The sequence below is a fragment of the Comamonas sp. Tr-654 genome, assembly GCF_011752915.1.
Classification (GTDB): Bacteria; Pseudomonadota; Gammaproteobacteria; order Burkholderiales; family Burkholderiaceae_C; genus Comamonas.
Genome location: NZ_VWWQ01000009.1, coordinates 123823 through 149361 on the forward strand (window position 1 = coordinate 123823; position 25539 = coordinate 149361).

Annotated in this window: 24 protein-coding genes; 14 read left to right on the top strand and 10 right to left on the bottom strand. The window is 63.0% G+C overall.

Annotated features, from left to right (window positions below):
• The first annotated feature begins 35 nt into the window (after positions 1-35).
• The 4 genes from F3J24_RS23025 to F3J24_RS23040 all read left to right on the top strand — a co-directional run bounded on the left by F3J24_RS23025 (position 36) and on the right by F3J24_RS23040 (position 3434).
• Positions 36-437, top strand: a complete 402-nt coding sequence (locus tag F3J24_RS23025) for a hypothetical protein (RefSeq protein ID WP_240154451.1) — start codon at positions 36-38, stop codon at positions 435-437.
• Between the two features lie 140 nt (positions 438-577).
• Positions 578-1093 carry a copper chaperone PCu(A)C gene (locus F3J24_RS23030; RefSeq protein WP_167010958.1) on the top strand — a complete coding sequence of 172 codons (516 nt, stop codon included), beginning with the start codon at positions 578-580 and terminating at the stop codon, positions 1091-1093.
• Between the two features lie 127 nt (positions 1094-1220).
• The gene (locus tag F3J24_RS23035; RefSeq protein WP_167010959.1) at positions 1221-2111 is read left to right on the top strand and encodes a PhaM family polyhydroxyalkanoate granule multifunctional regulatory protein; all 891 of its coding nucleotides are present in this window, start codon (positions 1221-1223) and stop codon (positions 2109-2111) included.
• A gap of 72 nt (positions 2112-2183) precedes the next feature.
• Complete coding sequence (locus tag F3J24_RS23040) at positions 2184-3434, top strand: FIST N-terminal domain-containing protein (RefSeq protein ID WP_167010961.1); 1251 nt, start codon at positions 2184-2186, stop codon at positions 3432-3434.
• A gap of 215 nt (positions 3435-3649) precedes the next feature.
• Here the strand turns inward: F3J24_RS23040 and F3J24_RS23045 are convergent, their stop codons facing one another.
• From F3J24_RS23045 to F3J24_RS23065, 5 genes are all read right to left on the bottom strand, one after another.
• A complete protein-coding gene (locus F3J24_RS23045) occupies positions 3650-4804 on the bottom strand; it encodes a peroxidase-related enzyme (RefSeq protein ID WP_167010962.1) in 1155 nt (384 codons plus the stop codon).
• 15 nt (positions 4805-4819) lie between these two features.
• Complete coding sequence (locus F3J24_RS23050; protein WP_167010964.1) at positions 4820-6283, bottom strand: NAD(P)-binding domain-containing protein; 1464 nt, start codon at positions 6281-6283, stop codon at positions 4820-4822.
• Positions 6284-6481: 198 nt separating this feature from the next.
• Entirely contained in the window at positions 6482-7492 is a 1011-nt protein-coding gene (locus F3J24_RS23055; protein ID WP_167010967.1) for a tripartite tricarboxylate transporter substrate binding protein, read from the bottom strand.
• 209 nt (positions 7493-7701) lie between these two features.
• On the bottom strand, positions 7702-8106 hold the full coding sequence (locus F3J24_RS23060) for a YXWGXW repeat-containing protein (protein WP_167010975.1): 405 nt from the start codon (positions 8104-8106) through the stop codon (positions 7702-7704).
• 200 nt (positions 8107-8306) lie between these two features.
• Positions 8307-9038 (bottom strand): helix-turn-helix transcriptional regulator, encoded by a 732-nt coding sequence (locus F3J24_RS23065; RefSeq protein WP_003059305.1) that lies wholly within the window; start codon positions 9036-9038, stop codon positions 8307-8309.
• Positions 9039-9148: 110 nt separating this feature from the next.
• Between F3J24_RS23065 and F3J24_RS23070 the strand changes: the two genes are divergently transcribed.
• Together F3J24_RS23070 and F3J24_RS23075 are read left to right on the top strand one after the other, a co-directional pair.
• Positions 9149-9949 (top strand): hypothetical protein, encoded by an 801-nt coding sequence (locus tag F3J24_RS23070; RefSeq protein ID WP_167010977.1) that lies wholly within the window; start codon positions 9149-9151, stop codon positions 9947-9949.
• A 105-nt stretch (positions 9950-10054) separates the two neighbouring features.
• On the top strand, positions 10055-12007 hold the full coding sequence (locus F3J24_RS23075; protein ID WP_167010979.1) for an MFS transporter: 1953 nt from the start codon (positions 10055-10057) through the stop codon (positions 12005-12007).
• Between the two features lie 10 nt (positions 12008-12017).
• Here the strand turns inward: F3J24_RS23075 and F3J24_RS23080 are convergent, their stop codons facing one another.
• Positions 12018-12791 (bottom strand): DUF3047 domain-containing protein, encoded by a 774-nt coding sequence (locus F3J24_RS23080; RefSeq protein ID WP_167010981.1) that lies wholly within the window; start codon positions 12789-12791, stop codon positions 12018-12020.
• A gap of 187 nt (positions 12792-12978) precedes the next feature.
• Between F3J24_RS23080 and F3J24_RS23085 the strand changes: the two genes are divergently transcribed.
• From F3J24_RS23085 to F3J24_RS23095, 3 genes are all read left to right on the top strand, one after another.
• Positions 12979-13485 (top strand): hypothetical protein, encoded by a 507-nt coding sequence (locus F3J24_RS23085; RefSeq protein ID WP_167010983.1) that lies wholly within the window; start codon positions 12979-12981, stop codon positions 13483-13485.
• Positions 13486-13506: 21 nt separating this feature from the next.
• Positions 13507-14352: a DUF2145 domain-containing protein gene (locus tag F3J24_RS23090; protein ID WP_205244927.1), complete on the top strand. Its 846-nt coding sequence runs from the start codon at positions 13507-13509 to the stop codon at positions 14350-14352.
• Between the two features lie 70 nt (positions 14353-14422).
• The gene (locus F3J24_RS23095) at positions 14423-15523 is read left to right on the top strand and encodes a serine endopeptidase (protein WP_167010985.1); all 1101 of its coding nucleotides are present in this window, start codon (positions 14423-14425) and stop codon (positions 15521-15523) included.
• A gap of 35 nt (positions 15524-15558) precedes the next feature.
• On the opposite strand, the gene F3J24_RS23100 is transcribed toward F3J24_RS23095, so the two are convergent.
• Complete coding sequence (locus tag F3J24_RS23100) at positions 15559-16980, bottom strand: GGDEF domain-containing protein (protein WP_167010994.1); 1422 nt, start codon at positions 16978-16980, stop codon at positions 15559-15561.
• A 275-nt stretch (positions 16981-17255) separates the two neighbouring features.
• Entirely contained in the window at positions 17256-18428 is a 1173-nt protein-coding gene (gene tgt, locus F3J24_RS23105) for a tRNA guanosine(34) transglycosylase Tgt (protein WP_043007918.1), read from the bottom strand.
• Positions 18429-18549: 121 nt separating this feature from the next.
• Between tgt and F3J24_RS23110 the strand changes: the two genes are divergently transcribed.
• Positions 18550-19023, top strand: a complete 474-nt coding sequence (locus F3J24_RS23110; RefSeq protein WP_167010996.1) for a universal stress protein — start codon at positions 18550-18552, stop codon at positions 19021-19023.
• 46 nt (positions 19024-19069) lie between these two features.
• Here the strand turns inward: F3J24_RS23110 and F3J24_RS23115 are convergent, their stop codons facing one another.
• Complete coding sequence (locus F3J24_RS23115; protein ID WP_167011162.1) at positions 19070-19492, bottom strand: hypothetical protein; 423 nt, start codon at positions 19490-19492, stop codon at positions 19070-19072.
• Positions 19493-19587: 95 nt separating this feature from the next.
• A complete protein-coding gene (locus tag F3J24_RS23120; protein WP_167010999.1) occupies positions 19588-20103 on the bottom strand; it encodes a MarR family transcriptional regulator in 516 nt (171 codons plus the stop codon).
• Positions 20104-20243: 140 nt separating this feature from the next.
• Between F3J24_RS23120 and F3J24_RS23125 the strand changes: the two genes are divergently transcribed.
• The 4 genes from F3J24_RS23125 (at position 20244) to F3J24_RS23140 (ending at position 25517) form a co-directional block, all read left to right on the top strand.
• Positions 20244-22568 carry a bifunctional salicylyl-CoA 5-hydroxylase/oxidoreductase gene (locus F3J24_RS23125; protein WP_167011001.1) on the top strand — a complete coding sequence of 775 codons (2325 nt, stop codon included), beginning with the start codon at positions 20244-20246 and terminating at the stop codon, positions 22566-22568.
• Between the two features lie 136 nt (positions 22569-22704).
• Positions 22705-23475: an SDR family NAD(P)-dependent oxidoreductase gene (locus tag F3J24_RS23130; protein ID WP_167011003.1), complete on the top strand. Its 771-nt coding sequence runs from the start codon at positions 22705-22707 to the stop codon at positions 23473-23475.
• A gap of 22 nt (positions 23476-23497) precedes the next feature.
• A complete protein-coding gene (locus tag F3J24_RS23135; protein WP_167011006.1) occupies positions 23498-24352 on the top strand; it encodes an enoyl-CoA hydratase family protein in 855 nt (284 codons plus the stop codon).
• Position 24353: 1 nt separating this feature from the next.
• Complete coding sequence (locus tag F3J24_RS23140) at positions 24354-25517, top strand: acyl-CoA dehydrogenase family protein (protein ID WP_167011008.1); 1164 nt, start codon at positions 24354-24356, stop codon at positions 25515-25517.
• The last annotated feature ends 22 nt before the right edge of the window (positions 25518-25539 follow it).

A 25539-nucleotide genomic window follows, 5' to 3' on the forward strand; every position in this document is an offset into this window, starting at 1 on the left:
CAACCGGATAGCGGTCCGGCTCCTACAATCGCCCCATGCATTGGCGCGCACACCCTCCTAGGCACCAACCGGCAGCCCTTATGGCGCGCTGGGCGCTGGGTGCATGGTTTTGCGTTTTGCTGGTCAGCATGCTCACGCCCTGGGCGCGCGCCACGCCGCCTGCCGGCTGGGAGGCGGTGTGCACGGCCAGTGGCAGCACCCACTGGGTGCCCAGCCCCGCCAGCGACGATGCTGCCACCCCGCATGGACTGGATTGCGCGCTGTGCCTGCCGCTGCTGGCGCCGCCGCCCGCGCAGCAGCCAGGCCCGGGCAGTCACCGTGCCGTTCTCGATGCCCAGCCCTGGGCTGAGGTCGCACATAGAGCTTTTGTCTCGACCCTGCCGCCCGTACGTGCACCGCCCTTTGAAACCTTGAAAAACATAGCTGAAGGCGCTTGATGGTCAAGCGCTTCAGTTCGATTTGAGATTGACACGACTTGCGCAAATCAGGCCCAGGCAAGGGCTTGGTTTCAAGCAGAGCATGCTTGATGCATTCTTGTGTGCGTAAGTCCAGACTGAATTTGAATGGAGATGGTTTCATGAATACGCGTCGTTTTACCGTGATGGCCCTGGGTTCGCTGGTCGGTTCGTTGCTGGTTTCGGGGGCCGCCTGGGCCCATGCCGATGCCGCCCATGTCAAGGTCGAGAACGCCTGGGCCCGCGCCAGCGTGGTGGGGCAGCAGGCCTCGGGGGCCTTTATGCGCCTGACGGCCCAGGAGCCGCTCAAGCTCGTGGGTGTGGAAACCACGGCCGCCGCCGTGGCCGAGGTGCACGAGATGAAGATGGAGGGCGATGTGATGCGCATGCGCGCCATCGAGGCCCTGGATCTGCCCCAGGGCGTGGCGGTGGATCTCAAGCCCGGCGGCTATCACCTGATGCTGCAGCAGCTCAAGGCTCCGCTGGTCAAGGACAGCCAGGTGCCCGTGACGCTGGTGTTCAAGGATGCCAAGGGCGCCCTTTCGCGCCTGAGCCTGCAGCTGCCGGTGCGTGCGACGGCACCAGCAGCTGCCGGAGCTGGAAATCAGCACATGGGCCATGGCGGGCATCAGCATTGAGGCCATGAGCCAGGCCTGCCGCCTGCTCCCTTGTTTGCAGCAAACATCGCAAGTGCAGTAAGCTAGTTCCGCGTCCGGCCCTGTCCGGATGCGGATTCTGGTATCCATCCCTGCAGCGGAGAGCACTATGAGCGGTGACGCATCGGCATTTGGTTTCGGCAAGTTCATTCCCGGCTTTGACTTTTTGCAGGGGTTGGCGCAGAGCGCTGGCGCCGCGGCCAATCCCATGGGCCGCGTGCCCCAATGGGTGGCCCCCACGGTAAGCGTGGAGGAGGTGGACAAGCGCATTGCCGAGCTCAAGGCCGTGCAGTTCTGGCTGGAGCAAAACAGCCGCGCCTTGGCCGCCACCATCCAGGCGCTGGAAGTGCAGCGCATGACGCTGTCCACGCTCAAGGACATGAATGTCAGCATGAGCGAGCTGGCCAAGTCCTTTCCCTTCCCCGGTGCGGCGCCGGCCGAGGCCGACGCGACCGGCAATACCAGCAATACCGGGTGGCCCATGGGCAGCGCCTCGGCTAGGACGGCAGCCGCAGAGCCATCAGCGGCGCCAGTGCCGGAGCCCGAGGCAGAGCCCGCAACGACCGAAGCGGATGCCAAGGCCCAGGCCGAGCCGTCTTCTCAAGCCGGCTTGAGCCAGGCCATGCAATGGTGGGGTGCTCTGACCCAGCAGTTCCAGCAGATTGCCGCCAAGGCCATGGCCGAGCCTGTGCCGCCCGAGACCCTGGCCGCAGCCCAGCGCGCGACCGAGATGGCCAGCGGCTTTGCCAAATCCACCATGGAAAAGGTGATGGCGCAGGCTGGCGGCTTTGGCACTTCAGCTGCGGCGAAAACTGCGCCGACAAGTGCGGCAAAGAGTGCCGCGACCGCGGAACCCAAGCCTGCACGCAAGGCTGCGGCCAAGAGCAGCCAGCCCAAAGCGCCAGCCAGCAAGACGGCAGCTGCCAAAAAAACGGCGGCCAAGCAGCCACCGGCCAGGAAGACGGCAGGTAAAGCTTCTCCCAATTCGCGCAAGCCCTGAGCCAGCCGTTGCGGCCAAGGTGGAAAATCGTGCTTGCAAGGCATCCACGCCCCAGCAAGAACAGGAGGGCTTATGTCATTGTTTCCCGTCGCTCATGCCGCTCATGAAGACTGGCGCGCTGCGGCAGAGCAAGTCGTGCTGCAACTGCGCGAGCAACTGCTGCGCCAGTCGCTGCAGCCGCACCGCCTGGGTCTGATCTATATCGCCCAGGGGCTGGTGCCCCATGCGCAGCAATTGCTGGCGCTGCTGGCGCGCGAGCTGCCCCAGGTCACCGACTGGGTGGGCAGCTCCGGCCATGCCGTGCTGGCCATGGAGCATGAGTATTCCGAAAGCTCCTCGCTGGCGGTGATGCTGCTGGACCTGCCGGCTGCCCATTACCGCGTCTACTCCGGTGTGGCACCGCTGGCGCAAAGCGGCGCCGAAGCCGGATTCGAAGCCCATTCGGCCCTGGTGCACTCCAGCATCGACCAGCCCGATCTGGCAGAGCTGCTGCTGGAGCTGTCCGAGCGCATCAGCTCTGGAAATCTGTTCGGTGCGCTCAGCAGCGAGCAGGGCGTGCAGTTTGCCTGCCGCGCCGAAGACCTGCCCCGCTTGCGTGCCCAGGCCAGCGTCGGCATCTTTCATGCCGGCTTTTCGGGGGTGGCCTTCGATGCCGACGTGGCCTGCATCTCCAGGCTGGCCCAGGGCTGTGCGCCCTTGGGCGCGGGACTGGAGATTACCGAGGCCAGGGGTCCTGTGGTGCTGGAGCTCGAAGGCGAGCCCGCCTTGCCCCGACTGCTGCAGATGCTGGATGTGGAAGCCAGCCCCAGCGCCGGCGGCGGCTGGCAGGCTGCGCTGTCCCAGTTGCGCAAGACCCAGGCGGCGATCGCACCGCTGGGCCGTGGTCTGGAGCGCGGCGCGCTGACCGACGAGGCCCAGGTGCTGCATATCGTGGGGCTGGACCCGGTGCGCCAGGGCATTGCGCTGTCGTCGCCCGTGGAGGCCGAGCACACGGTGATCTTCTGCCAGCGCCAGAGCAGTGCGGCCCGTCATGAGCTGATGCAGATGGGCGCGGCCCTCAAGGATGCGCTACAGCCCGACTTTGCCGATGTCGGCCCCGAAACCATGGCCGAGGCGGCCGTGCCGCAGCATGTACGCGGTGCCATCTATGTGAGCAGCAAGGGGCGGGGCAGCGAGCTGTTTGGCGGCGTCGATGCCGAGCTCAAGCTGCTGCGCCATGCGCTAGGACCGGTGCCCCTGATCGGCCTAGTGGCCGAGGCCCAGTTGATGGATGCGCATGTGCATCAGCTGGCTGGCGTGCTGACGGTGTTCACCGGCAAATAGCCTGAAATTTGATAGCTGCTAGCGCTTGATTCAAATGGTTTTCAGATTCAATTGGCTCTGAAGTCATGAATTAAAGAGCTTAAGCAGCTATCAAAAAAAGAAATTCACCCCAAAAGCTGGTGCGGCCTGAAATCAGCGATGCCGAGCAAGAGCCGCGTCGCGGCGATGGCATCGTCCCCCTCCGTGAAGCAGAGAGGGGGAAGCGGCGGGGCCGCTTAGGGGGTGGAATACAGTTCCACGCCCAGGTTCAGCATCAGGCGATTGGCCCAGCCGAATAGTGCGGCCGAGTGCAGCATGTCCAGGATTTCCAGATCGGACAGACCTGCATCGCGCAGCGGCTGCAGCTGCTGCGGGCCAAAGCTGCCCGGCGCACGCGTCAGTGTCAGCGAAGCCTGGATGATGGCGCGCTCACGGGCATTGGTGCCGGCAGTGTCGGGCTCGTCAAATAGCTGGGCCATCACATCGTTGCGCTTGGCCAACTGCTCGAAGCGCTGAGCGTGCACCGATGCGCAGTACACGCAGCCGTTGGAGCGAGAGACGGCAGTAGCTGCCACCTCACGCTCGGCGCGGGACAGGCCGCCGGGCGCATACATGATGGCGTTGAAGGCCTGGGAGCGCTCCAGCAGCACCTGAGGCTGGCGGGCCAGCAGCAGGTAGAAGTCCATGCTCTTGGCCTTGGGGTGGCTGACTTCCAGCACATGCTGCTGCTCGGGCGTGGCGGTGCCGGGGTCCAGCACCTGCAGCCAGGCCTTCCAGTCCAGGGTCTCGCTGGTGAAGCCGTTGCGGCGCAGCGGCTCGCCGGGCGGCGGCAGGTTGGCGGGGTGGACAAAGGGGGCGGCATCGACAGGCTGAGCGGCAGGCGCTTCGGTCACGCCGCCCAGCTCGCCCATGGCCTTCACACCCGCCAGCAGGCGGGCCTGATAGGCCACAAAGCCGATCAGCTGGGCCAATAGCACGGTGTCGTTGAGCGACAGGCCGGCGGCCGGGATGGCCAGCAGCGCAGCCTGATCGCTCTGGGCCGGGTTCAGGGCCAGCGTGCGCACAAAGTGCAGCATGGCGTCTAGGCGCGCATTGCCGGTCTGGGTGCCGGGCTGATCGAGGATGGCGCGCAGCTCGGGCGTGACGGCGTCGCCCAGGGCCTCGGCGCGGCTGCGGTATTCGGCCTCCAGCGTGCTCACCCCGCTGACGCGGGCCTGCTCGGCAGCCAGCACCAGGCGCTCGGCCTGGCTCAGTGCGCTGTCCAGTTGACTGCCCAGCAGCAGGTCTTCGCAGGCCTGGGTGGCCAGAGCGACTTTTTCGCGCTCGTGGCGGGTGGTGAATGTGGGGCTGCCCTGTTCAAGGCCGGCCAGTCGGTCGATGGTGTCTGTCATGCGAAGTCTCGTGATTTAGGGTTGCAGCTGGCGGATGCGTGCGGCGCTGTCGGCGGCGGTCCATTCCGTGCCGTCCAGTTCGGGCTCGGCATAGGCCTTGAGCTTGTCGAAGTGCTGCTCGATATCCTTCAGATAGAACAGCGAGGCAAGACCTTGCGCGAGCTTGCGTGCTCCGTCGCTGATGGCGGGAATGTCGCCTGACACCGTGCCGTGCGAGAGCGCAGCGGGGTAGCAGAAGCAGTGGATCTGGTCGAGACCGGGTAGATCGCCCTGGAACTCGAACAGCGGCCCCAGATCGGGCGATGCCGACAGCTCGGCATCCTCATCGGCGGCCTCGGGCGTGAAGCGGCTGTTCCACAGCTTCACATGCGGCGCGATGTCGGCAAACTCGGGACGCAGGCTCCAGTCGATGGCAAAGCCCGTGGAGACGATGAGAAAGTCCAGCACGAACACGCCGGCCGAGGTCTGCACCTGCAGCTTGTCGCCCGCTTTCTCCACGGCCTGCACGGCACAGCCCAGGTTGAAGAAGGCGTTGTCATGGCGCGAGACGCGCAGCGTGCTGCCGTGTGGGGGCGGCACCTGCTGGGCGTTGATGTAGTGGCGGATGCGCCATTTCCACGCATCGGGCAGCAGATACTGGCCGTGGGTCAGACCGGGCACGCCCGAGCCCTTGGACTTGTTGATCAGCGGCAGCTGCTGGCGGCGGATCAGCATGTCCACGCTGGCAGCGCCGTTTTCGAGAGCCGTCGCGGCGCTGTCCATGGCCGAGGCGCCGGCACCGACCACGCCCACATGCTTGCCGGCCAGCGTGGCGTAGTCCATGGCGTCGGAGGAATGGGCCCAGAACTTCCTGTCCACGCCTCGCATGAAGGCGGGAACCGTGGCGCCGCCCAGACCGTCGCGGCCCGTGGCCAACACCAGGCGGCGGGTCTGCCAGGTGGCGATCACGCCATTGGCCTTGACATCCACTTCCACCACGCCATCGGCCTGCGGGCGCACGGCAACGACTTCATGGCCGTTGCGCACATCGGCGTTGGTCACGCGGCGGTACCAGCGCAGATAGTCCATCCACTGCAGCCGCGGGATCTTGTCCAGCGCCGTCCAGGCATCCAGACCGAACTGGGCGATGAACCAGGCGCGGAAGGACAGTGCTGCAACCCCCATGGCGGGGCCGGTCAGTTCCTTGGGCGAGCGCAGGGTTTCCATGCGCGCCGTGGTGGCCCATGGGCCTTCGAAGTCCGGCGCGGACCTGTCCAGCAGCACAGGCTTGATGCCGACCTGCTGCAGCGCCATGCTGAGCGCAAGACCGGCCTGGCCGGCGCCGATGACGAGCACGTCATGCACCGGCAGTCCCTTGCGCGTGGAGGGGGGAATCCAGGCCTTGGCAGGCCAGCCCAGAGTGACGAAGTCGTCACGCAGACGTTCTTCCAGCGTTGCCAGCCCTGATGTGGCGGCTGTCGTAGAAGGTGAAATTGACATAGCTAAAACCCAAAAGCGCCTGAGGCTTGAGCCGCAGACGCACCAAACAAACACCGATAACTTAACACTGCTTGAACTCGAAGCAGGACCCAGTGAGAGACACCGAGGAAGGGCCGCCCCGCACCGAGGGTGTCGTTCCTCTCCCTTGGCACGCAGTGCGTAGAGAGAGGGGGAAGCAGCAGGGCCGCTCAGGGGGTGTTAGTCAATACTGATTTTGGCATCCTTGACCACCTTGGCCCATTTGATGCGATCTTCATGCACGGTCTTCTTGAACTGCTCGGGTGTCTCTTCGCGGATGGTGTTGCCCTGGGAAACAAAGCGCTCGCGCACCTCGGGCTGCTTGAGCACGTCGTTGACCGCCAGGTTGAGCTTCTTGATGATCACCGGGTCCGTGCCCTTGGGCGCGAAGATGCCGAACCAGATGGAGCTGTTGAAGCCCTTGGTGCCCGGCAGGCCGCTGGCGGCAATAGTGGGCACTTCCTTGACGGCTTCCACGGGCTTGGCCGTGGTCACGCCCAGCAGGCGCACCTTGCCGGCCTTGTAGTGGCTCAGCACGGTCTGCACCTGGTTCATGATGCAGCAGGTCTCGCCGCGCAGCACCGAGGTGATGGCTTCGGGGCCACCCTTGTAGGGCACATGCACCATGTCCAGGCCCAGACGCGAGTTGAATTCGGCGAACGCCATATGAGTGCCTGCGCCATTGCCGGTGGAGGCGTAGTTGTACTTGCCGGGATGGGCCTTGACCTCGTCGACGAACTCCTTGAGGTTCTTGACGTTGATCACACTGGGATTGATGGTCAGCACATTGGCCACGTCCACCAACGGTGCCACGGGCACGAAGTCGGCCTCCACGTCGAACGGCAGTTTCTTGTACAGGGCGGCATTGCTGCCATGGGTGGCTGCGGTGCCGAAGTAGATGGTGTAGCCATCGGGCTTGGCGCGGGCCACAAACTCGCTGCCGATATTGCCGGCGGCGCCGCTCTTGTAGTCAATGATTACGGGCTGGCCCAGGATCTTGCCCAGGGGCTCTTGCGCCACGCGGCCGATCACGTCCACACCCGAGCCTGCGTTGAAGCCCATGATCATGGTGATGGGCTGGTGTGGATAGCTGGCGGCGCCGGGATCGGCGGCCTGACTGGCCAAGGGGAACAGGGCGGCGGCCGCCGTTGTGGCAACAAGACCGGAGATGAAACGGGGCAGCAAACGCATGATGGGACTTGTCCAGAGGATCCTTGAATGCTGTGAATTGTGTCCGTAATTTAATGATTTGCTTCTATATGCTTATGCAGCATTAAGCTTGTGGGGTTAATGCAAAAAAGCCCAGATCTCTTGCGAGACATGGGCTGAAATCCGCTGGAAAGTGATGACTCGGAGGGCCAGCGGAGGGAGCGATCAAGGCTTAAAGCGTCAACAGGCGCTTAGCGACGGTAGGGATTGTTGGGGTTGCGGTCATGGCGGTTGGGCACGCCGTCACCATCCCTGTCCCAGCGGCTGGCGCGGTAGTCCCAGCGGTTGCCGTGCTGCACCCATGCGGGCTGGCGGTACACATAGCCGGGGCGGTTCTGCACCCAGTGGCCGGCACGCCAGACATGGCGGTGTCCGCGCGGCTCCCAGTAGCCAGGGGCCCAGACATAGCCACGGCGCGGAGCGGGCACGGCTTCATAGCGGACGGGGGGCGGTGCGTTGAACTGCACGTTCACATAGGCGCCCTGGCTGGCACCCGCCCAGTAAGCGTTTTGGGCCTGTGCACTACCGGCAAAGCCCATCAGGGCGAGTGCGCCTGCGGCAGCGACGGTGTGGATGGTGTTGCGGATTGTCAGCATATACGCCTCCTTCATGGGTAACGGGCTGTCTGTGGGTTCAGGCATCCCTCGGGCTCCATGTTGGAAGGCCAGCGTCAACCGTGGGTTGCCGCTGTGCGAAGTCTTGCAATCTTGTGTGTCTGTTTGGTGAAGAATGTATGGAACAGGCAGATAACGCAGATGTAGCAAGCGCATTTAGCTACATATTTGGGAGTGAAGGTCTACCGACGCAAGGCCGCAAAGGCGGGCAGCTCCCATTTGCGCATGCCCAGCACCAGGGTGTAGCCCTCGATCTTGTTGGGCCCCAGGCGCTGATCCTGCAGATGTTGCTGCGAAAAGTCCTGACCGATGCGCTGGATGCGCTCCACGAAGCTGGGGGCCAGGCTGGGGGCGATGGAGCCATGCACCAGCAGCATGGTCTCGTCCTCGCCGGCAAAAGTGCCGCCAAAGTAGTCCAGCACGGCGTTCTCGCGGAAGAAGTCCATCACCGGGCCGTTGGTCTGCCAGCGGAAGGTCTTGGCCAGGCGTAGCTTGTAGCGGTTGCCGGGACGCAGCTCGATGATGCCGATGCGGTCCAGCTGTGCCAGATAGCCAATGCCCTCGGGTTCGCTGATGCGGTAGGTGGCGACGATCTGCTCCAGCGTCCACAGGCTGAGCACGCAGATGGCCGTGAGCAGCAGCTTGCGGTCGGCAACCACGGCAATCTCCTGCTCGCGCGTGATCTGCTGCAGCAGCGGCCGGCTGTCGGCCACATTGCGCGCGAGGTCGGCAAAGTCCAGGTGCAGGGCGCGGCAGATCTCGTCGATGCGCGACAGCGGCATGTCGCCCTTGGCCAGCATGCGCTTGACGCTGGATTCGGCCATGCCTATGGACTGGGCCAGGTCGGCATAGGTCATCTGCGCGGCCTTGAGTTCTTTCTTGATGGCGGTGACGAGATCGGCGGTCGTGCTCATGGTATCGGTTGGTAGTACTGGCAGTGCAGCGATATGGCGCAAGTTTAGAAGATTGATGCCGCTGCTTCGGCTGATTTTCATACTGCGCGGCATTCACACAAGGAAGCGCCATGCAACTGCATACCTCATCGATCACGAACGTGGAAATGACGAGCCCCGAGACCTCGGGCACGCTGGAGCAGCGCTTTGCCTTGTTCGGGGGCATGGCCTTGCTGTTCACGTTGGCACTGCTGATGCCTGGCATGGCCCAGCCGGAGCACTATCACGCCTTTGCCGACCAGCGTGGCTGGCTGGGCCTGCCGCATGCGGCCGATGTACTGAGCAATCTGGGGTTTGTGCTGGCCGGACTGGTGGGCGGGCTGGCGCTGTGGCGTGCCGATTATCAGAAGCTCAATGGCACGGCGCGTGCCCTGTGCGCACTGTTCTTTGCGGGCCTGCTGTGCTCGGGGGCGGGGTCGGCCTGGTACCACTGGGCACCGCAGGATTCGAGCCTGGTCTGGGACCGGCTGGGCATGAGTCTGGCTTTCGCCGGCTTGCTGGGTCTGGCGGTGCAGACGCGCATTGACGACATCAGCGCCCGCATCACTGCCGGGGTATTGCTGGTGGCCGCACCTGCCAGCGTGGCGGTCTGGGCGCAGACCAGCAATGTGCTGCCCTGGGTCCTTGTGCAGGGCGGCGGCATGCTCATTCTTCTGTGGCTGGCCTTTGTGGCGCCGCGTCGTCATGCGCTGCCCGTGGAGCTGGGCTGGGTGATCGGTCTGTACCTCGTGGCCAAACTGCTGGAGCTGTCGGATGGCGATGTGTTCGATGTGACCGCGCACGCAATCTCCGGCCACAGCCTCAAGCACTGGGTGGCCGCCGCCGCCGCGTGGCCTGTGCTGCGTGCCCTGCAGCAGTGGCGCGAGTCGTAATATTCATAGCGGCTGGCGCATGTTCAACCAGCGTCAGCCGCATAAAACCTACAAAAAAATCCGGGCAAGTTGGCACAATGCCAGCAGCGCCACAGGGAGAGATCCATGAATTCCACGCCGACCGTGCATACGGCCGCCTCTGCACAGCAGCATGCCCACCCCAACCAGTTCGCCCTGCTGGGCCAGCGCCGCTTTGCGCCGTTTTTCTGGACGCAGTTTGCCGGTGCGGGCAATGACAATCTCTTCAAGTTCGCCTTCACGGTGATGGTCACCTATCAGCTCAGCGTCTCGTGGCTGCCACCTTCCATGGCAGGCCTGGTGATCGGTGCGCTGTTCACCCTGCCTTATCTGCTGTTTTCGGCCACTTCGGGCCAGCTGACCGACAAGTGGGACAAGACCCGCATGTTCCGCCTGGTCAAGAATCTTGAAATCGGCATCATGCTGATTGCGGCCTGGGGCTTCATCCAGGCCAATGTGCCGGTGCTGTTGCTGTGCGTGTTCCTCATGGGACTGCACTCCACGTTGTTCGGCCCCGTCAAGTTCGCCTATCTGCCCCAGGTGCTCAATGACCGCGAACTCACGGGCGGCAATGGCATGGTGGAGATGGGTACCTTTGTCGCCATCCTGCTGGGTCAGGTCGCTGGCGGCCTGCTGATCGCCGTGCCGCAGGTCGGTCATATGCAGGTCGCCATGGCCTGCGTGGCCGTCGCGGTCGTGGGCCGCATCTGCGCGCAGTTCATTCCTCACGCGTCGGCCACCGACCCGGGCCTGGTCATCAACTGGAACCCGTTCACCGAAACCTGGCGCAACCTCCAGCTGGCACGCCAGCAGCCCGTGGTGTTTCGCTCGCTGCTCGGCATCAGCTGGATGTGGTTCTTCGGCGCGGTGTTTCTCTCGCAGTTTCCCAGCTTTGCCAAGGAGGTGCTGCATGGCGACGAGCATGTGGCATCGCTGCTGCTGGTGATCTTCTCGGTGGGCATCGGCATTGGCTCGCTGCTGTGCGAAGTGTTCAGCCGTCGCCAGGTGGAGATCGGCCTGGTGCCGCTGGGCGCGATCGGCATGAGCGTGTTTGCGATTGATCTGTTCTTTGCCACGCGCGCGCTGCCACCGTCCGAGCTGATGGGCGTGAGCGCCTTTTTTGGAGAAGCCAAACACTGGCGCGTAATGCTGGACCTGGGTCTGCTGGCGTTGTCGGCGGGCATTTACAGCGTGCCCATGTATGCGCTGATCCAGATGCGCAGCCAGCCCACGCACCGCGCACGCATCATCGCGGCCAACAATATCCTGAACGCGCTGTTCATGATCGCCTCTGCCGTGCTGGCCGGCGCCCTGCTGGCCGCAGGTTGCAGCATTCCCCAGGTGTTTCTGATCACCGGCATCGCCAACGCCATCGTGGCGCTCTATGTGTTCCTGCTGGTGCCCGAATATCTGCTGCGCTTTGTGGCCTGGGTCATCACCCACTTTGTCTACCGCTTCAAGGTGCGTGGCGACGAGCATATTCCACGCGATGGCGCGGCCGTGCTGGTCTGCAACCATGTGAGCTTTGTCGACGCCATCTTGCTCATGGCGGCCAGCCCGCGCCCCATTCACTTCGTGATGGATCACCGCATCTTCCAGGCGCCGGTGCTGGGCTGGCTGTTCAAGCTGGCCAAGGCGATCCCGATCGCACCGCACAAGGAGGATCCTGCGACCTATGAAGCAGCGTTCGCGCGGGCGGCAGAGGTACTGCGCGAGGGCGATCTGCTGGCCATCTTCCCCGAGGGCGGCATCACCTCTGACGGCCAGCTGCAGCCGTTCAAGGGCGGCATCATGAAGATTCTCGACCACGCTCGAGACGACGGCCTGCAGGTTCCCGTCATTCCCATGGCGTTGACCAATCTCTGGGGCTCCTACTTCAGCCGCATCGAGTTGCGTGGCGGCAGAAATGTGGCCATGGTCAAGCCGCTGCGCCGCGGCCTGTTCAACCGTGTGGGGCTGGAAGTGGGCGAGCCCGTGGCGGCTGCTGCGGTCACGCCAGCCCTGCTGCAGCAGAACGTGGCGGAATTGCTCCGGCGTTGAGGCCGGATGATCAGGGCGCGAGCCGGATATCACCCATGAAGGCAAGTCCTTCGCCATGGGTGTTGTCCGAGTCCGCCGAGACGGTGACGCCGATGATGGTGGGCATGCCCTGGGATTCGTCGCCAAAGGCCTGCTGGTAGTCGGAGGAGAGATGGCGCTGCTCCGTCACCCACTGGCCTTTGTGTGCGTCACCGCTTTGCAGCACGATGTAACGCATGCGATGCGTGAACGCGTTGTGCATGACCGTGCCCACGGGCTGCTTGTTGTCCCAGACATAGCACAGGGTCTCGGCCGGGATGTCCTCGCCGGTGCTGATTCTGCCCAGGCGCAGCTTGGCCCGTTCGCCAAAGCTCAGCTGCGACTTGTCAAAGTCGAAGGACACACAGAGCTTGAGCGCCGCATCGTCGCCGGCTCTGGTCTTGATATCGGCCTTGTCGATCAGCTGATCCACGCGCCAGCGCCACTGCAGCTGCAGATCGGGCGCGGCAGCCTGGTGGAGGGTGTGCACCATATTGCCGTAAGCGTCATGTGTGCTCACGCGCAGCACATGTCCGCCGTCCTGGTCCACCACATTGAAGGCCGTCGGGTTCTTGTTGGGCAGGGTGGCAAAGTGCCAGGGCCCGCCCAGTGGGCCCGGCGGCATTTGCGAAAAAGCAGGAATGCCGCTGCCCTGTGCCAGGCCAGGGACAGCCAAGGTGGAGATGACGGTGGCGAGCGCTGCCGCAAGCCAGATCCGCGAAGGCGAAGGTTTGCGCTGGACAAAGGTCTGAGAGTGAAACCGCATGGATTGCCTGATGATTTTTAAAAGTTGTGGGCGCGGAAATCGGACAGGATGCATACACTGCCACCGGTTCGGGGGTAGCAGCGGACTGAAAGTATCGGGTTGAGATACTGAAAGATCTGCCAATTGCTGATTTTGACAAAACACAGGGCCAAAGTTTCGGGCGCGTGGATGATTCGTTCGTCGCCGCATGGAAATCGCGGTTCATTTCAACAACCATCGGGAGCCATTTGTGATCAACGTCTTGACCTTTATCCGTCCTCTTCGCAACAGCCTGTGCGCTCTGGGCGCGGCCTTTGCCTTGCTGGGCGGCAGCGCAGTCCACGCCCAGAGCGAAGCCTCTCTGGTGCTGTCGGCCCTGCCTGTGACATCGGTGGTTGCAGCGGTATCGGGTGGCGCTTCGGAGGAAGTCGTGGCAATACCCCTGTTTCTGTCGGCCGCTGGTGCCTCCGTGATCGTTGAGGCCGTGGAGAGCAGTGCCACAGGCGTTACCTATGTGCTCAAGAATGTGGCCGACGGCACCTCGGCGGTGGTCAAGGTCTCCGGCCAGGCCGCAGGCGCCTTGTCGGTCGGTGTGGGCACGGTGGTGCAGACCAGCGCCACGGCGGCCGGCGTGATTCTGTCCACGGCAGGCAAGGTGCTGGCCTTCATCCCCAACGAAATCGGCAAGGCACTGATGCACAACGAGCGTCTGTAATTCAAGAAGCTGGAGGCTCGCATGATCAAGAAACCGACAAGCGTTGTACAAGCCATGGCACCCGCCCAACGCACCGGCATGCCCATTCCCGGCCCTGTGGTGCTGGCGCTGGGCGCTGCGCTGGGCTCAGCCCAGGCAGGCCGCAGCTGTGAGGATCGGCCGCTGACTGCCGATGTCATGGCCAAGGGGTTGAACCTGGCTGCGCGTACCGCCAAGGCGTTGGATGCCGAGTTTCAGAAGAACGGCACACAGGTCGTGCTGCTGGCGCGGCAAGGACAGGACTTGAGCAAATACGATCTCAAGTATTCGCACTATGGCTGGGCTTACAGAACGCCCGCCGGTCCCTGGCGCGTGGCGCACAAGCTCAATGAGTGTGGCACCGGATCCGGCCATATCTACCGCCAGGGCCTGGGCGAGTTCTTTCTTGACGATATGTGGCGCTACGAAGCCGCCATTCAAATCCCGACACCGGCGGTGCAGCAGGCCTTGCTCAAGTTCCTGAGCGCTCCCACGGTGCTGCGCCTGCAAAACGAGCCCTACAGCATGGTCAGCTATGTCTGGAGCAGCAAGTACCAGCAGTCGAATCAATGGGCAACCGAGACGCTGGCCGCGGCCATGGAGCCGGCGGCGATTCAGAATCGCGCACAGGCTCAGGCCTGGCTGCAGGCCAAGGGTTACGAGCCCAGCGCGCTCATCATTCGCGCGTTCTCGCGGCTGGGCGGGCGCATGACGGCAGCCAATATCGCGTTTGACGATCATCCGAATGAAAAGCGATTTGCCAGCCGCATCGAGACGGTGACCGTGGACTCCGTGACCCAGTGGTTGCAGCGCACGCAACTCGCATCGACCGTGCGTACCGTGCAATGAGCTTGAGTCCTGTTGGCTTCAAATCCTTGCTGAATATGCGCATTGCGCTACGTTTTTGGAGTAATTGAAAATGAGCAAGTCTCTGCGTTTGCCCGAAAAATGGTTTCGCCGCGGCCTCTGGCTGGTGGCGCTGGTGTTTGCCTTTTTCCTGATCGGTCTGGGTGGGTTGGTGGTGGGCAACCTGCCGCAGCCCGATCGCTCGCTGGAGATTGAGTCTTTTATTCCGCAGGCGGATGCACAGCGCGTGCAGGCCGAAATCGACCAGGCCCGGAAGACGGCCGGCGTGACCCAGAAGGCCCTGGACAGGGCCCAACTCAAGTTCGATGCCGAGCGCGCGCGCTATCAGTCGGCGCGCGATACCTTTGATAACTGGGTGGCGACCCGTCGGGCCACGGATCGCCCGGAGCAGGATGCCGAACTGGTGGCGCGCAGCAAGGCGCTGGATGCGCTCAAGCAGGCCGAAGACATGGCCCGCCAAGAGCGCGAGAAGGAAGCCCAGACCCATCTGGAAGCCAATCAGGCTGTCTCCAACGCCGAGGCTGAGATGAGCAGCCTGCGCGAGCAGGCCTATCCCCCGTATGAAGCCGCCATGCGTGCCAGCGAGCTGCGCGTGTTTCTGTTCCGTCTGGCCATCACCCTGCCTTTGCTGGTAGTGGCGGGCTGGCTGTTTGCCAAGAAGCGCAAGAGCACCTGGTGGCCTTTTGTCTGGGGCTTCATCTTTTTCGCGCTGTTTGCCTTCTTTGTCGAACTGGTGCCCTATCTGCCCGACTACGGTGGCTATGTGCGCTACATCGTTGGCATCGTGGTGACGGTTCTGCTGGGGCGTTATGCCATTCTGGCGCTCAACCGCTATCTGGAAAAACAGAAGCTTCAGGAGTCTCTGCCCGAAGAGCAGCGCCGTGAAGAGCTGAGCTACGACGTGGCGCTGGAGCGGCTGTCCAAGAATGTATGCCCGGGCTGCGAGCGCCCGGTGGATCTCAAGAACACCGAGATCGACTTCTGCCCCCACTGCGGTATCGGCCTGTTTGACCACTGCGGCAGCTGCGACACCCGCAAGAGCGCGTTCTCACGCTTTTGCCATAGCTGCGGCACTGCGGCGGGCAAGATCTTGCCGCGCCTGGATGCGGCACCAGCGGCTCAGCCGGCATCCGAGGCGAACGAGATCCGGTGAACGCTGGCCGGGCAATCCGGCTGCTGAACCCGCACTCAGCAAAGCTGCGAACTGACGCGGTCGCGCCCGGCCGCCTTGGCCTCATACAAAGCCTGGTCGGCTTGCTGCAGCAGCAGATCGAGGCTTTGATGTGCTTGCAGCCGGTCGGTATGGACCAAGCCTATGCTGACCGTGGCGCTCATCACTTTGTCATCCATGGGCACGCGCAGCTCCCGGATGGCGCGATTGATGCGCTTGGCAATCTCCTGCGCCGCCGCGGCATTCACTTGGGGCAAAGCCACGGCGAATTCCTCGCCTCCCATGCGGCCCACGATGTCCTGAGCGCGCAGCACCTGGGTCAGCGTCTGGCAGAAGCTGCGCAGCAGCTGATCGCCGCCCGCATGGCCGAAGCTGTCGTTGATCTGCTTGAAATGGTCCAGATCCAGCATGAGGATGGCAAAAGGCTGGCCGTCCTGGCGGCAGCGCTCCAGTATTCTTTGCCCCTGCTTCATGAAGGCACCGCGTGCCAGCATATCGGTCAGGAAGTCGTGGTTGACGGCATGGCTGAGCTTTTGCATCAGCTCGTTGCGCGCCATATGCGATCCTGCCACCGCCAGCGGCCCCAGCACCAGCATGCAAAGCCCCATGCGAAATGACAGTGCTTCGAGAAAATGATCGGGTGTGAATTCAAGCGTGCCCAGCGAAATAAAGAGGATGCTGCTCAGGCACAGCGAGGCCGTGATCAGCGTCAGACTGAAGATGCGATAGCTCAGCGCACACCAAATCAGAGCCGGCAGCGAGAAAGCCAGCGAACCCGGGCCCTTGATCCAGTAGCTGATGGCTTCCAGGGCAATCACGGCCAGCAGTGGCAGGATGCGGCGCAGCGCAGAGGGCTCGCCCGGATGCGCGGAGGGCTGCCTGCTCGCAGGCCAGGCCAGAACAATCGGTAAAAACATCATGTAGTTCAGCCACTCGCTGCTCAGCCACATGGAAAAAGCCTGCCAGTGCGGCGTCCCGAAAACGGCGCTCAGCACCGGAGTTCCGAGCAGCGAGGCCGTCAGTGCGCCCAGGCCGCTGCCCACAAACAGCAGCAGGGCGGAGGACTGGCGTTGCATGAACAAGGTGGCATGGCGCTGCCTGTGCATCAGCGTCCAGGCTGCACCCACACCGGCCATATTGGCGATGCTCAGCAGGATTGCCACATCGAGCCGGCTGCCCATGAGCAGGTCGGCGGCGATATAGGCTGCCGAGACCGTCAGCACAGCGCTCGGGCGCAGCCAGTCAGGGCGGTGCAGCAAAAAGCCCAGCAGCAGCGCGTTTGCGGGCCAGATCGGCGAGAGAAATCCCATGGGGCGCGCCAGTATGCCCAGCAAGGCGGCCAGAAACACCAGGCTCCCAAGCGCGAGCGCTGCGGCCCATGTCCTGGGGGCAGCGGTCTGCAGCAGCGGCGTTGGCTTGGGGGCGGAGGCTTCGGTCATGGGAGAGGGGTCGCAGGCGTTTCGTGAAACTTTCTTCAATGGCTCTTTGCAAATTCGATGTCGATCGCCAAAAATGCCTGTTGTTGCCGTCAGATGTTGTAGTTTTAACAAAAACATACAGAAAAACGAGAGTTCACGCGGTTTTGCAGCGCGCTATTGACGATGTTTTTCAATTGATGGCCTGCTGAGCAAGCGCGATGTCAGCTGCCGAATGAAAAAAGCCAGAGACTCGCTCTGGCTTTTGGGGGGCTGCTGCAGCAGATGGAGTCGAAGGCTTAGACCCCGCGTGCGCGATCGGCCTTGAAGCGGGCGCGGAACTCGGCAAACGTGCCCGCGTCGAGCGCATTGCGGATTTCCTGCATCAGGTTCAGGTAGTAGTGCAGGTTGTGGATGGTGGTCAGCATGGGGCCCAGCATTTCGCCGCAGCGGTCCAGATGGTGCAGATAGGCGCGGCTGAAGCCGTCGCGACCACCATCGTCCCAACTCACGCCGCTCTTGCCGGCACAGGCATGGCAGGTGCAGGTGGTGTCTATGGGCTGGTGATCCACCTTGTGGCGAGCGTTGCGGATCTTCAGATCGCCGTAGCGCGTGAAGATGGTGCCGTTGCGTGCATTGCGGGTAGGCATCACGCAGTCGAACATGTCCACGCCGTCGGCAACGCCTTGCACCAGGTCTTCGGGCGTACCCACGCCCATCAGGTAGCGCGGCTTGTTGGCGGGCAGCAGGTGCGGTGTGTGGGCCATGATCTCCAGCATCTCGTCCTTGGGCTCGCCCACGGAGACGCCGCCCACGGCATAGCCGGGGAAATCGATTTCCAGCAGACCCTGCAGCGATTCCTCGCGCAGATTGGTGTACATGCCGCCTTGCACGATGCCGAACAAGGCATTGGGGTTCTCCAGGCGCTGGAACTCCTCCTTGGAGCGTTTGGCCCAGCGACGGCTCATCTCCATGGACTTGCGTGCTTCGGCTTCGGTGGTCTTCTTGCCGTTGGTCTCGTAGGGCGTGCACTCGTCGAGCTGCATGACGATGTCCGAATTCAGAATCGTCTGGATCTGCATGCTGACCTCGGGCGACATGAACAGCTTGTCGCCGTTCACGGGGCTCTGGAAATGGACGCCTTCTTCGGTGATCTTGCGCATGGCGCCCAGCGACCAGACCTGGAAGCCCCCCGAGTCGGTCAGGATGGGCTTGTCCCACTTCTCGAAGTCGTGCAGACCGCCGAAGGACTTCATGATGTCCAGGCCGGGACGCATCCACAGGTGGAAGGTATTGCCCAGGATGATCTGCGCGCCCATTTCTTCGAGGCTGCGCGGCATCACGCCCTTGACGGTGCCATAGGTGCCCACAGGCATGAAGATGGGGGTCTGAACCTTGCCGTGGTTAAGCGTCAAGGTGCCACGGCGCGCGTGGCTGTTCGGGTCGGTCTTGAGAAGGTCAAACTGCAGCATAGTCCGCTATTTTCCCAGATGCTTGCAAGCACTGCTGCAATAGCCGATGCTTGGCCCAGATTCGTAACCCGTCTTTGCTGCCTGGCCCTACACTGGTGCACAAGACGAACAGGAGGTTGCCATGCTCAAGATCATGCTTGCGGTGGATGGATCGGATGTCGCGCTTGAGGCCGTACGCTACGGCATCAAGCTTTTGCAGAGCGGACTGGATGCTCACTTTGTGATAGCTCATGTGCAGAAGGAGGCATCGCTGCTGGAGCTTGCAACCACAGATTCCGATCTGATCGCCAACGCCAGCATCGAAGCCGGCATGGATCTGGTGGCACCGGCGCAGGATCTGCTCAAAGAAGCCGGAGCCTCCTATGAGGTGGAGATCAGCCTGGGCGAAGAGGCGAACACCTTGATCGATATTGCCGAGAGCAATGAATGCGATCAGATCATCATCGGCGCCACGGGCCAGAGCGGATTGGGCAGCATTCTGATCGGCTCGGTTTCACGCGAGGTGGCCAGGCACAGCCGGCTGCCGGTGACGATCGTGAAAATGCCGGAAGTCGCGGAGCTGGATGAAGGCTCCGACGAGGAGGCAGACTCCTGACGGGATGACCCTGCGCAATACGCAGCAGGGGCGCTTGGGGGTGAAGTCAGGCCGCGCGGCGCTGCTGGCCGGATTCGCGTCTTTGCCAGCTGCTGCGGCTGCCTGCGCGGTGGGTGGAAAATTTGCCATGCGGCATGCTGGCCAGACGCATCAGCATCCAGCGGCAATAGCCCTGAACGCTCAGGCATTTGTTGATTTCTTCTTCGGGCAAGGGACCGGAGACCACGATCAGCCGGTCCGCGCCCTCCCAGTCTCCTGCCATGCGCAGCCGGCGCTGCGCACCCATGGCCCAGGAGTGGATGCGAGTGGGGTGACCATGCTGGTGCACGCGGCCGGTGATGCGATCAAAGGCGATGGCGACCAGCTCGGTCTTGAGGCGATAGGGGCGCTCTCCCGTGATGGCATTGAGCGCATCACGCATGTCGTAGAGGTAGTAGTACCCGGAGCTGAGCCGATATCGCAGATGCATTAAATCCATGAACCATGCCCCCAAAGCCTGTGTCACGCAGGACTGCGTGCAGGGCATTCTCCATGAAATTGTCACTAAACGGTGGTTTTTCGGGCTCAGGCACCTTCTGACAAGCTCAATACCTGCCTGAGCTTGCCCAACTGTTCGTAAAGATCGCTGGCACTTCCGCTGTCCAGCGGTGCCAGCAACTGCTGCAGCCATTGCTCATGGGCGGTGGCCATGGCCTTGAACTGCTTTCTGCCCATGCGCGTCAGCCGAACGATCATGGCGCGTCGATCTTCTTCGTCGGCCACGCGCTCCACCCAGCCTTCGGCGACCAACTGATCGGTCAGCCCCGTCACATTGCCTCCGGTCACCATCAGATATTCCGACAAGGTCTTCATGCGCAGCCCCTTCGGAAAGCGGCTGAGCTGGGCCAGATAGTCGAAGCGAGGCAGGGTGGTGCTGAATTCCGTGCGCAGCTGGCTGCGTATGACTTGCTCGATCTGCGTGCTGCAGGTCAGCAAGCGCAGCCACAGGCGAACGGCCTGATGGTCGGAGTCAGACAGACCGGCCTCGCGGCCAGGGGTGTCCGGCATATCGATGGAAGAGTCCAGATGGTGTTTGTCCATGGTCTACATAGTGTTTCAAGCGCCTGAGCTTGGCTTCAGGGTTTGGCCTGATTTTAGTGAAAAGTTCATGCGTTAATAATTTAGACATAAAGTAATTTTCGATGCGCCATTTCTCGATGCGCCAGGAAGGGATTGCTGTCATGAAGATCGTCTGCATAGGTGGCGGCCCCGCCGGCCTGTATTTCGCGCTGCTGATGAAGCAGATGAACTCTGCGCACGAGGTGACGGTGGTGGAGCGCAACCTGCCCTATGACACCTTCGGCTGGGGCGTGGTGTTCTCCGATGCCACCATGGACAATATGCGCGTCTGGGACCCGGTGACGGCGACGCAGATCGAACAGGCCTTCAACCACTGGGACGATATCGAACTGCTGTTCAAGGGGCGCAGGATTCGCTCCGGCGGACATGGCTTTGTGGGGATTGGCCGCAAGCACCTGCTCAACATCCTGCAGGCGCGCTGCGAGCAGCTGGGTGTCAACCTGGTGTTCGAGACCGATGTGCAGAGCGACGAGGAGTATCCGGATGCAGACCTCATCATTGCCTGCGACGGCGTGAACTCCCGCATCCGCAGCAAGTACGAGAACACCTTCAAACCCGATATCGTCACCCGTCCCAATCGCTACATCTGGCTGGGCACGAACAAGGTCTACGAGGCCTTCACCTTTGATTTCGTGCGCACCGAGCATGGCTGGTTCCAGGCGCATATCTACAAGTTCGACGACAAGACCTCGACTTTCATCGTCGAGACCACGGAGGAATGCTGGAAGGCCAGCGGCCTCGATGGCGCCGACCAGGAGCAGTCCATTGCCTTCTGCGAAAAGCTGTTCGCAGACAATCTGCAGGGCGAGAAGCTGATGACCAATGCCCGCCACCTGCGCGGCTCGGCCTGGATCAATTTTCAGCGTGTGGTCTGCGACCAATGGTGGTTGCGCAATGCCAGGGGCAGCCATGTGGTGCTGATGGGAGATGCTGTGCACACGGCGCATTTCGCGATCGGCTCGGGGACCAAGCTGGCGATTGAAGATGCCATCGAGCTGGCGCGTCAGTTCAAGCAGATCGGCGATGCGGTGGTGCATATCCCGGAGGTGCTGACAGCCTACCAGGAGGCGCGTCGCGTGGAGACGCTGCGCCTGCAGAACGCGGCCTGGAATGCAATGGAGTGGTTCGAGGTCTGCGGCCAGCGCTACTGCGATCAGCTCGAGCCCGAGCAGTTCATGTACTCCATGCTGACGCGCAGCCAGCGCATCAGCCACGAGAATCTGCGCCTGCGCGATGCTGCCTGGCTGGACGGCTATGAGCGCTGGCTAGCCGAAAGAAATGGTGTGACCACGGATGGCAAGGCGCCGCCGCCGATGTTCCTGCCCTACAAGCTGCGCGGGCTTACGCTCAAGAACCGCATCGTGGTCTCGCCCATGGCCCAGTACTCGGCCGTGGACGGCGTGCCCGGAGACTATCACCTCATGCATCTGGGCGCGCGCGCCATGGGCGGGGCGGGGCTGGTGTTTGCCGAGATGGCCTGTGTCAGCCCCGAGGGGCGCATCACGCCGGGCTGCCCCGGGACTTACTCGGCGCAGCAGAAGCAGGCCTGGAAGCGCATTTCGGACTGGATTCATGACAACACCGATGCCAAGTTCGCGATGCAGATCGGCCATGCGGGCGCCAAGGCCTCGACTCGGCTGGCCTGGGAAGGTACGGACCTGCCGCTGGAGCAGGGAAACTGGCCCATCATGGCCGCGTCGGAGCAGCAATATCTGCAGGGAGTGAGCCAGATCTCCAAGGCCATGACACGCGCCGATATGGATGAGGTGCGGCAGCAGTTTGTGTATGCCGCTCAGATGGCGGCCGACATCGGCGTGGACTGGCTGGAGCTGCATTGCGCCCACGGCTATCTGCTGTCGGGCTTTATCTCGCCGCTGACCAATCACCGCAGCGATGAATATGGCGGCAGTCTGGAAAACCGTCTGCGCTATCCGTTGGAGGTCTTCAAGGCCATGCGCGCCGTCTGGCCGCAGGACAGGCCTATGTCCGTGCGCATCTCGGCCCATGACTGGGTGCCCGGCGGCATCACCCCCGAAGACGCGGTGGAGATCGCCAAGGCGTTCAAGGCTGCGGGTGCGGACCTGATCGACTGCTCGTCGGGTCAGGTCAGCAAGGCAGAAAAACCTGTGTTCGGGCGCATGTTTCAGACCCCGTTTGCCGACCGCATTCGCCAGGAGGCCGGCATTGCGACCATGGCCGTGGGCGCGATCAGCGAGGCCGACCATGCCAATAGCATCATTGCTGCTGGACGTGCCGATCTATGCGCGATTGCCAGACCGCATCTGGCCAACCCGGCCTGGACGTTGACCGAGGCCGCCAAGATTGGCTACACGCCTATCGTCTGGCCCAAACAATACTTCCAGGGCAAGCGCCAGATGGAAGCCTTGTTCGAGCGCGAGAAAGCGCAGCAAGCCGCAGCCAAATGAAACATCCCCTGATTCGCTTCGCGCCTTCACCCTCGGTCAACGCGCGCAGACGCAGCCCGCGCTGCGGGGTCTCCCTTGCCCGGTGGCCCCGGGCCGGAGTGCACCAGTCTTGTGGGCCGCAGGCCTGGAGAATTCAATGACAGGCGATATGAACGAGCAACATGCGCTGGTGACGGGCGCGGGCCAGGGCATTGGCGAGGCGATTGCGCGCCGGCTGCTGGCTCAGGGCGCTCGCGTCACGGTGCTTGGGCGTCGCGCCGAGCCGCTGCAAAAGCTGGTGGAGCAGCACCCTGGTCAATGCCAGATGGTACTGGCCGATGTGGCCGACGAAAAGCAGGTGGCAGCAGCGTTCGCGCAGGCAGCAGCCGTGCATGGTGACATCAGCATTCTGGTCAACAACGCCGGCCAGGCCAGCAGCGCGCCCTTCATGAAGATGGATGCCGCGCACTGGCAGCAGATGCTGGCGGTCAACCTGACCGGAACCATGCACTGCATTCAGCAGGTGCTGCCAGCCATGTCCGCTTCGGGCTGGGGACGTATCGTCAATGTGGCCAGCACAGCCGGTCTGGTGGGCTATGCCTATGTCGCGGCCTATGTGGCGGCCAAGCATGGTGTGGTGGGCCTGACACGCGCTCTGGCGCTGGAGTACGCCAGAACGGGGATCACCGTCAACGCCGTCTGCCCTGGCTATACCGAAACCGAGATCGTCAAAACCAGCATAGACCGCGTGGTGGCCAAGACCGGCCGCACGCCGCAGCAGGCCATGGCCGAGTTCGTCAAATCCAACCCCCAAGGCCGTCTGGTGCAGCCGCAGGAGGTGGCGGACGCCGTCCAGTGGCTGTGTGGGCGCGGCGCATCAAGCATTACCGGGCAAGCCATCGCCGTCGCCGGTGGCGAAGTCATGTGACCCGGAGTTTTTGGAGGCAGACATGAGCGAATACGCAATCGATCCAGCGCTGCAAGCTGGCAACCACAAGCCGCTGGCCGGCTATCAGGCCACGCATTTCCAGTGGCAGGTGACAGATGGTGTGGCCACCATCACTCTCAATCGCCCGGAGCGCAAGAATCCGCTGACGTTTGATTCCTACGCCGAGCTGCGCGACCTGTTTCACCAGCTCAAGTGGGCGCAGGATGTGAAGGCAGTGGTGCTGGTCGGCGCCGGCGGCAACTTCTGCTCGGGTGGCGATGTGCATGAAATCATCGGTCCGCTGGTGGCACTCAAGGCCCCCGAGCTTTTGATGTTCACCCGCATGACGGGCGAGCTGGTCAAGACCATGCGTGCCTGCCCCCAGCCCATCATTGCGGCAATCGATGGCGTATGTGCGGGGGCAGGGGCCATCATGGCCATGGCCTCGGACATGCGCCTGGGCACTGCGCGCAGCAAGACGGCATTCCTGTTCAACCGCGTAGGGCTGGCGGGCTGCGACATGGGTGCCTGCGCCATGCTGCCGCGCATCATCGGCCAGGGCCGTGCGAGCGAGCTGCTCTATACGGGACGCAGCCTGGGCGGTGAGGAGGGCGAGCGTTGGGGCTTCTTCAACCGTCTGTGCGAACCTGAGAGCGTGCTGGCCGAGGCGCATAAGCTGGCTGCCGATCTGGCTGCCGGCCCCAGCTTTGCCAACGGCATTACCAAGACCATGCTGCACCAGGAATGGGCCATGACCATAGAGCAGGCCATCGAAGCCGAAGCCCAGGCCCAGGCCCTGTGCATGCTGACCGAGGATTTCTCGCGTGCCTATCACGCGTTCGTGGCCAAGCAAAAGCCAGTCTTTCAAGGAAACTGATATGGCAGACACCAGCTATCTGAAGTGGCCGTTTTTTGAAGCCCATCACGCTCGTCTGGCCCAGTCGCTGGATGCCTGGGCCAGGCAGAACATTACGCATTCCCATGGCCCCGATGTGGATGCAGAATGCCGGCAACTGGTCAAGGCCCTGGGCGAAGCAGGCTGGCTGCGGCATGCGGTTGCGGGTGAGATCCATGGTGGCGCAGGAGAGCAGATCGACACCAGAGCCATCTGCCTGATCCGGGAGACGTTGGCGCGTCACAGCGGTCTGGCCGACTTTGCGTTTGCCATGCAGGGCCTGGGCTCGGGTGCTATCTCTCTGACGGGCAGCGAAGAGCAGAAAAAGCGCTACCTGAGCCGGGTGGCCAGGGGCGAGGCGATCTCGGCCTTTGCACTGTCCGAGCCCGATGCCGGCTCGGACGTGGCTGCCATGGCCTGCGAGGCCAGACTCGAAGGTGATCACTATGTGATCAACGGCGAGAAGACCTGGATCTCCAACGGCGGCATTGCCGACTTCTATGTCGTTTTTGTGCGCACCGGCGAGGCTCCGGGATCGCGTGGCCTGTCGGCGCTGATTGTGGATGCGGACACACCGGGCCTCGAAGTGGCCGAGCGCATCGAGGTCATCGCACCGCACCCGCTGGCGCGCCTGAAGTTCTCCAACTGCCGCGTGCCTGCAGCGCAGCGCGTGGGCGAGGCCGGCGAGGGCTTCAAGGTGGCCATGCGTACGCTCGATGTGTTCCGCACCTCGGTGGCCGCCGCCTCGCTGGGCTTTGCGTGTCGCGCCATGGATGAGGCCTTGCAGCGTGCCACCAGTCGCAAGATGTTCGGCGGGGTGCTGGCCGACTTCCAGCTCACCCAGGCCAAGCTGGCGCAGATGGCCACGCAGATCGACAGCGCAGCGCTGCTGACCTATCGCGCTGCCTGGCTGCGTGACCAGGGCGAGAGCGTGACACGTGAGGCTGCCATGGCCAAGATGACGGCGACGGAAAACGCCCAGCAGGTGATAGATGCGGCAGTGCAGATCTGGGGCGGACTGGGCGTGGTCAGCGAGCAGCCCGTGGAGCGGCTTTACCGGGAGATTCGGGCACTGCGCATCTACGAAGGCGCGACAGAGGTGCAGCAGCTCATCATCGGGCGCGACCTCATCAAGAACCATGGCTGAAAGCGCTCACGAATAGAGAACA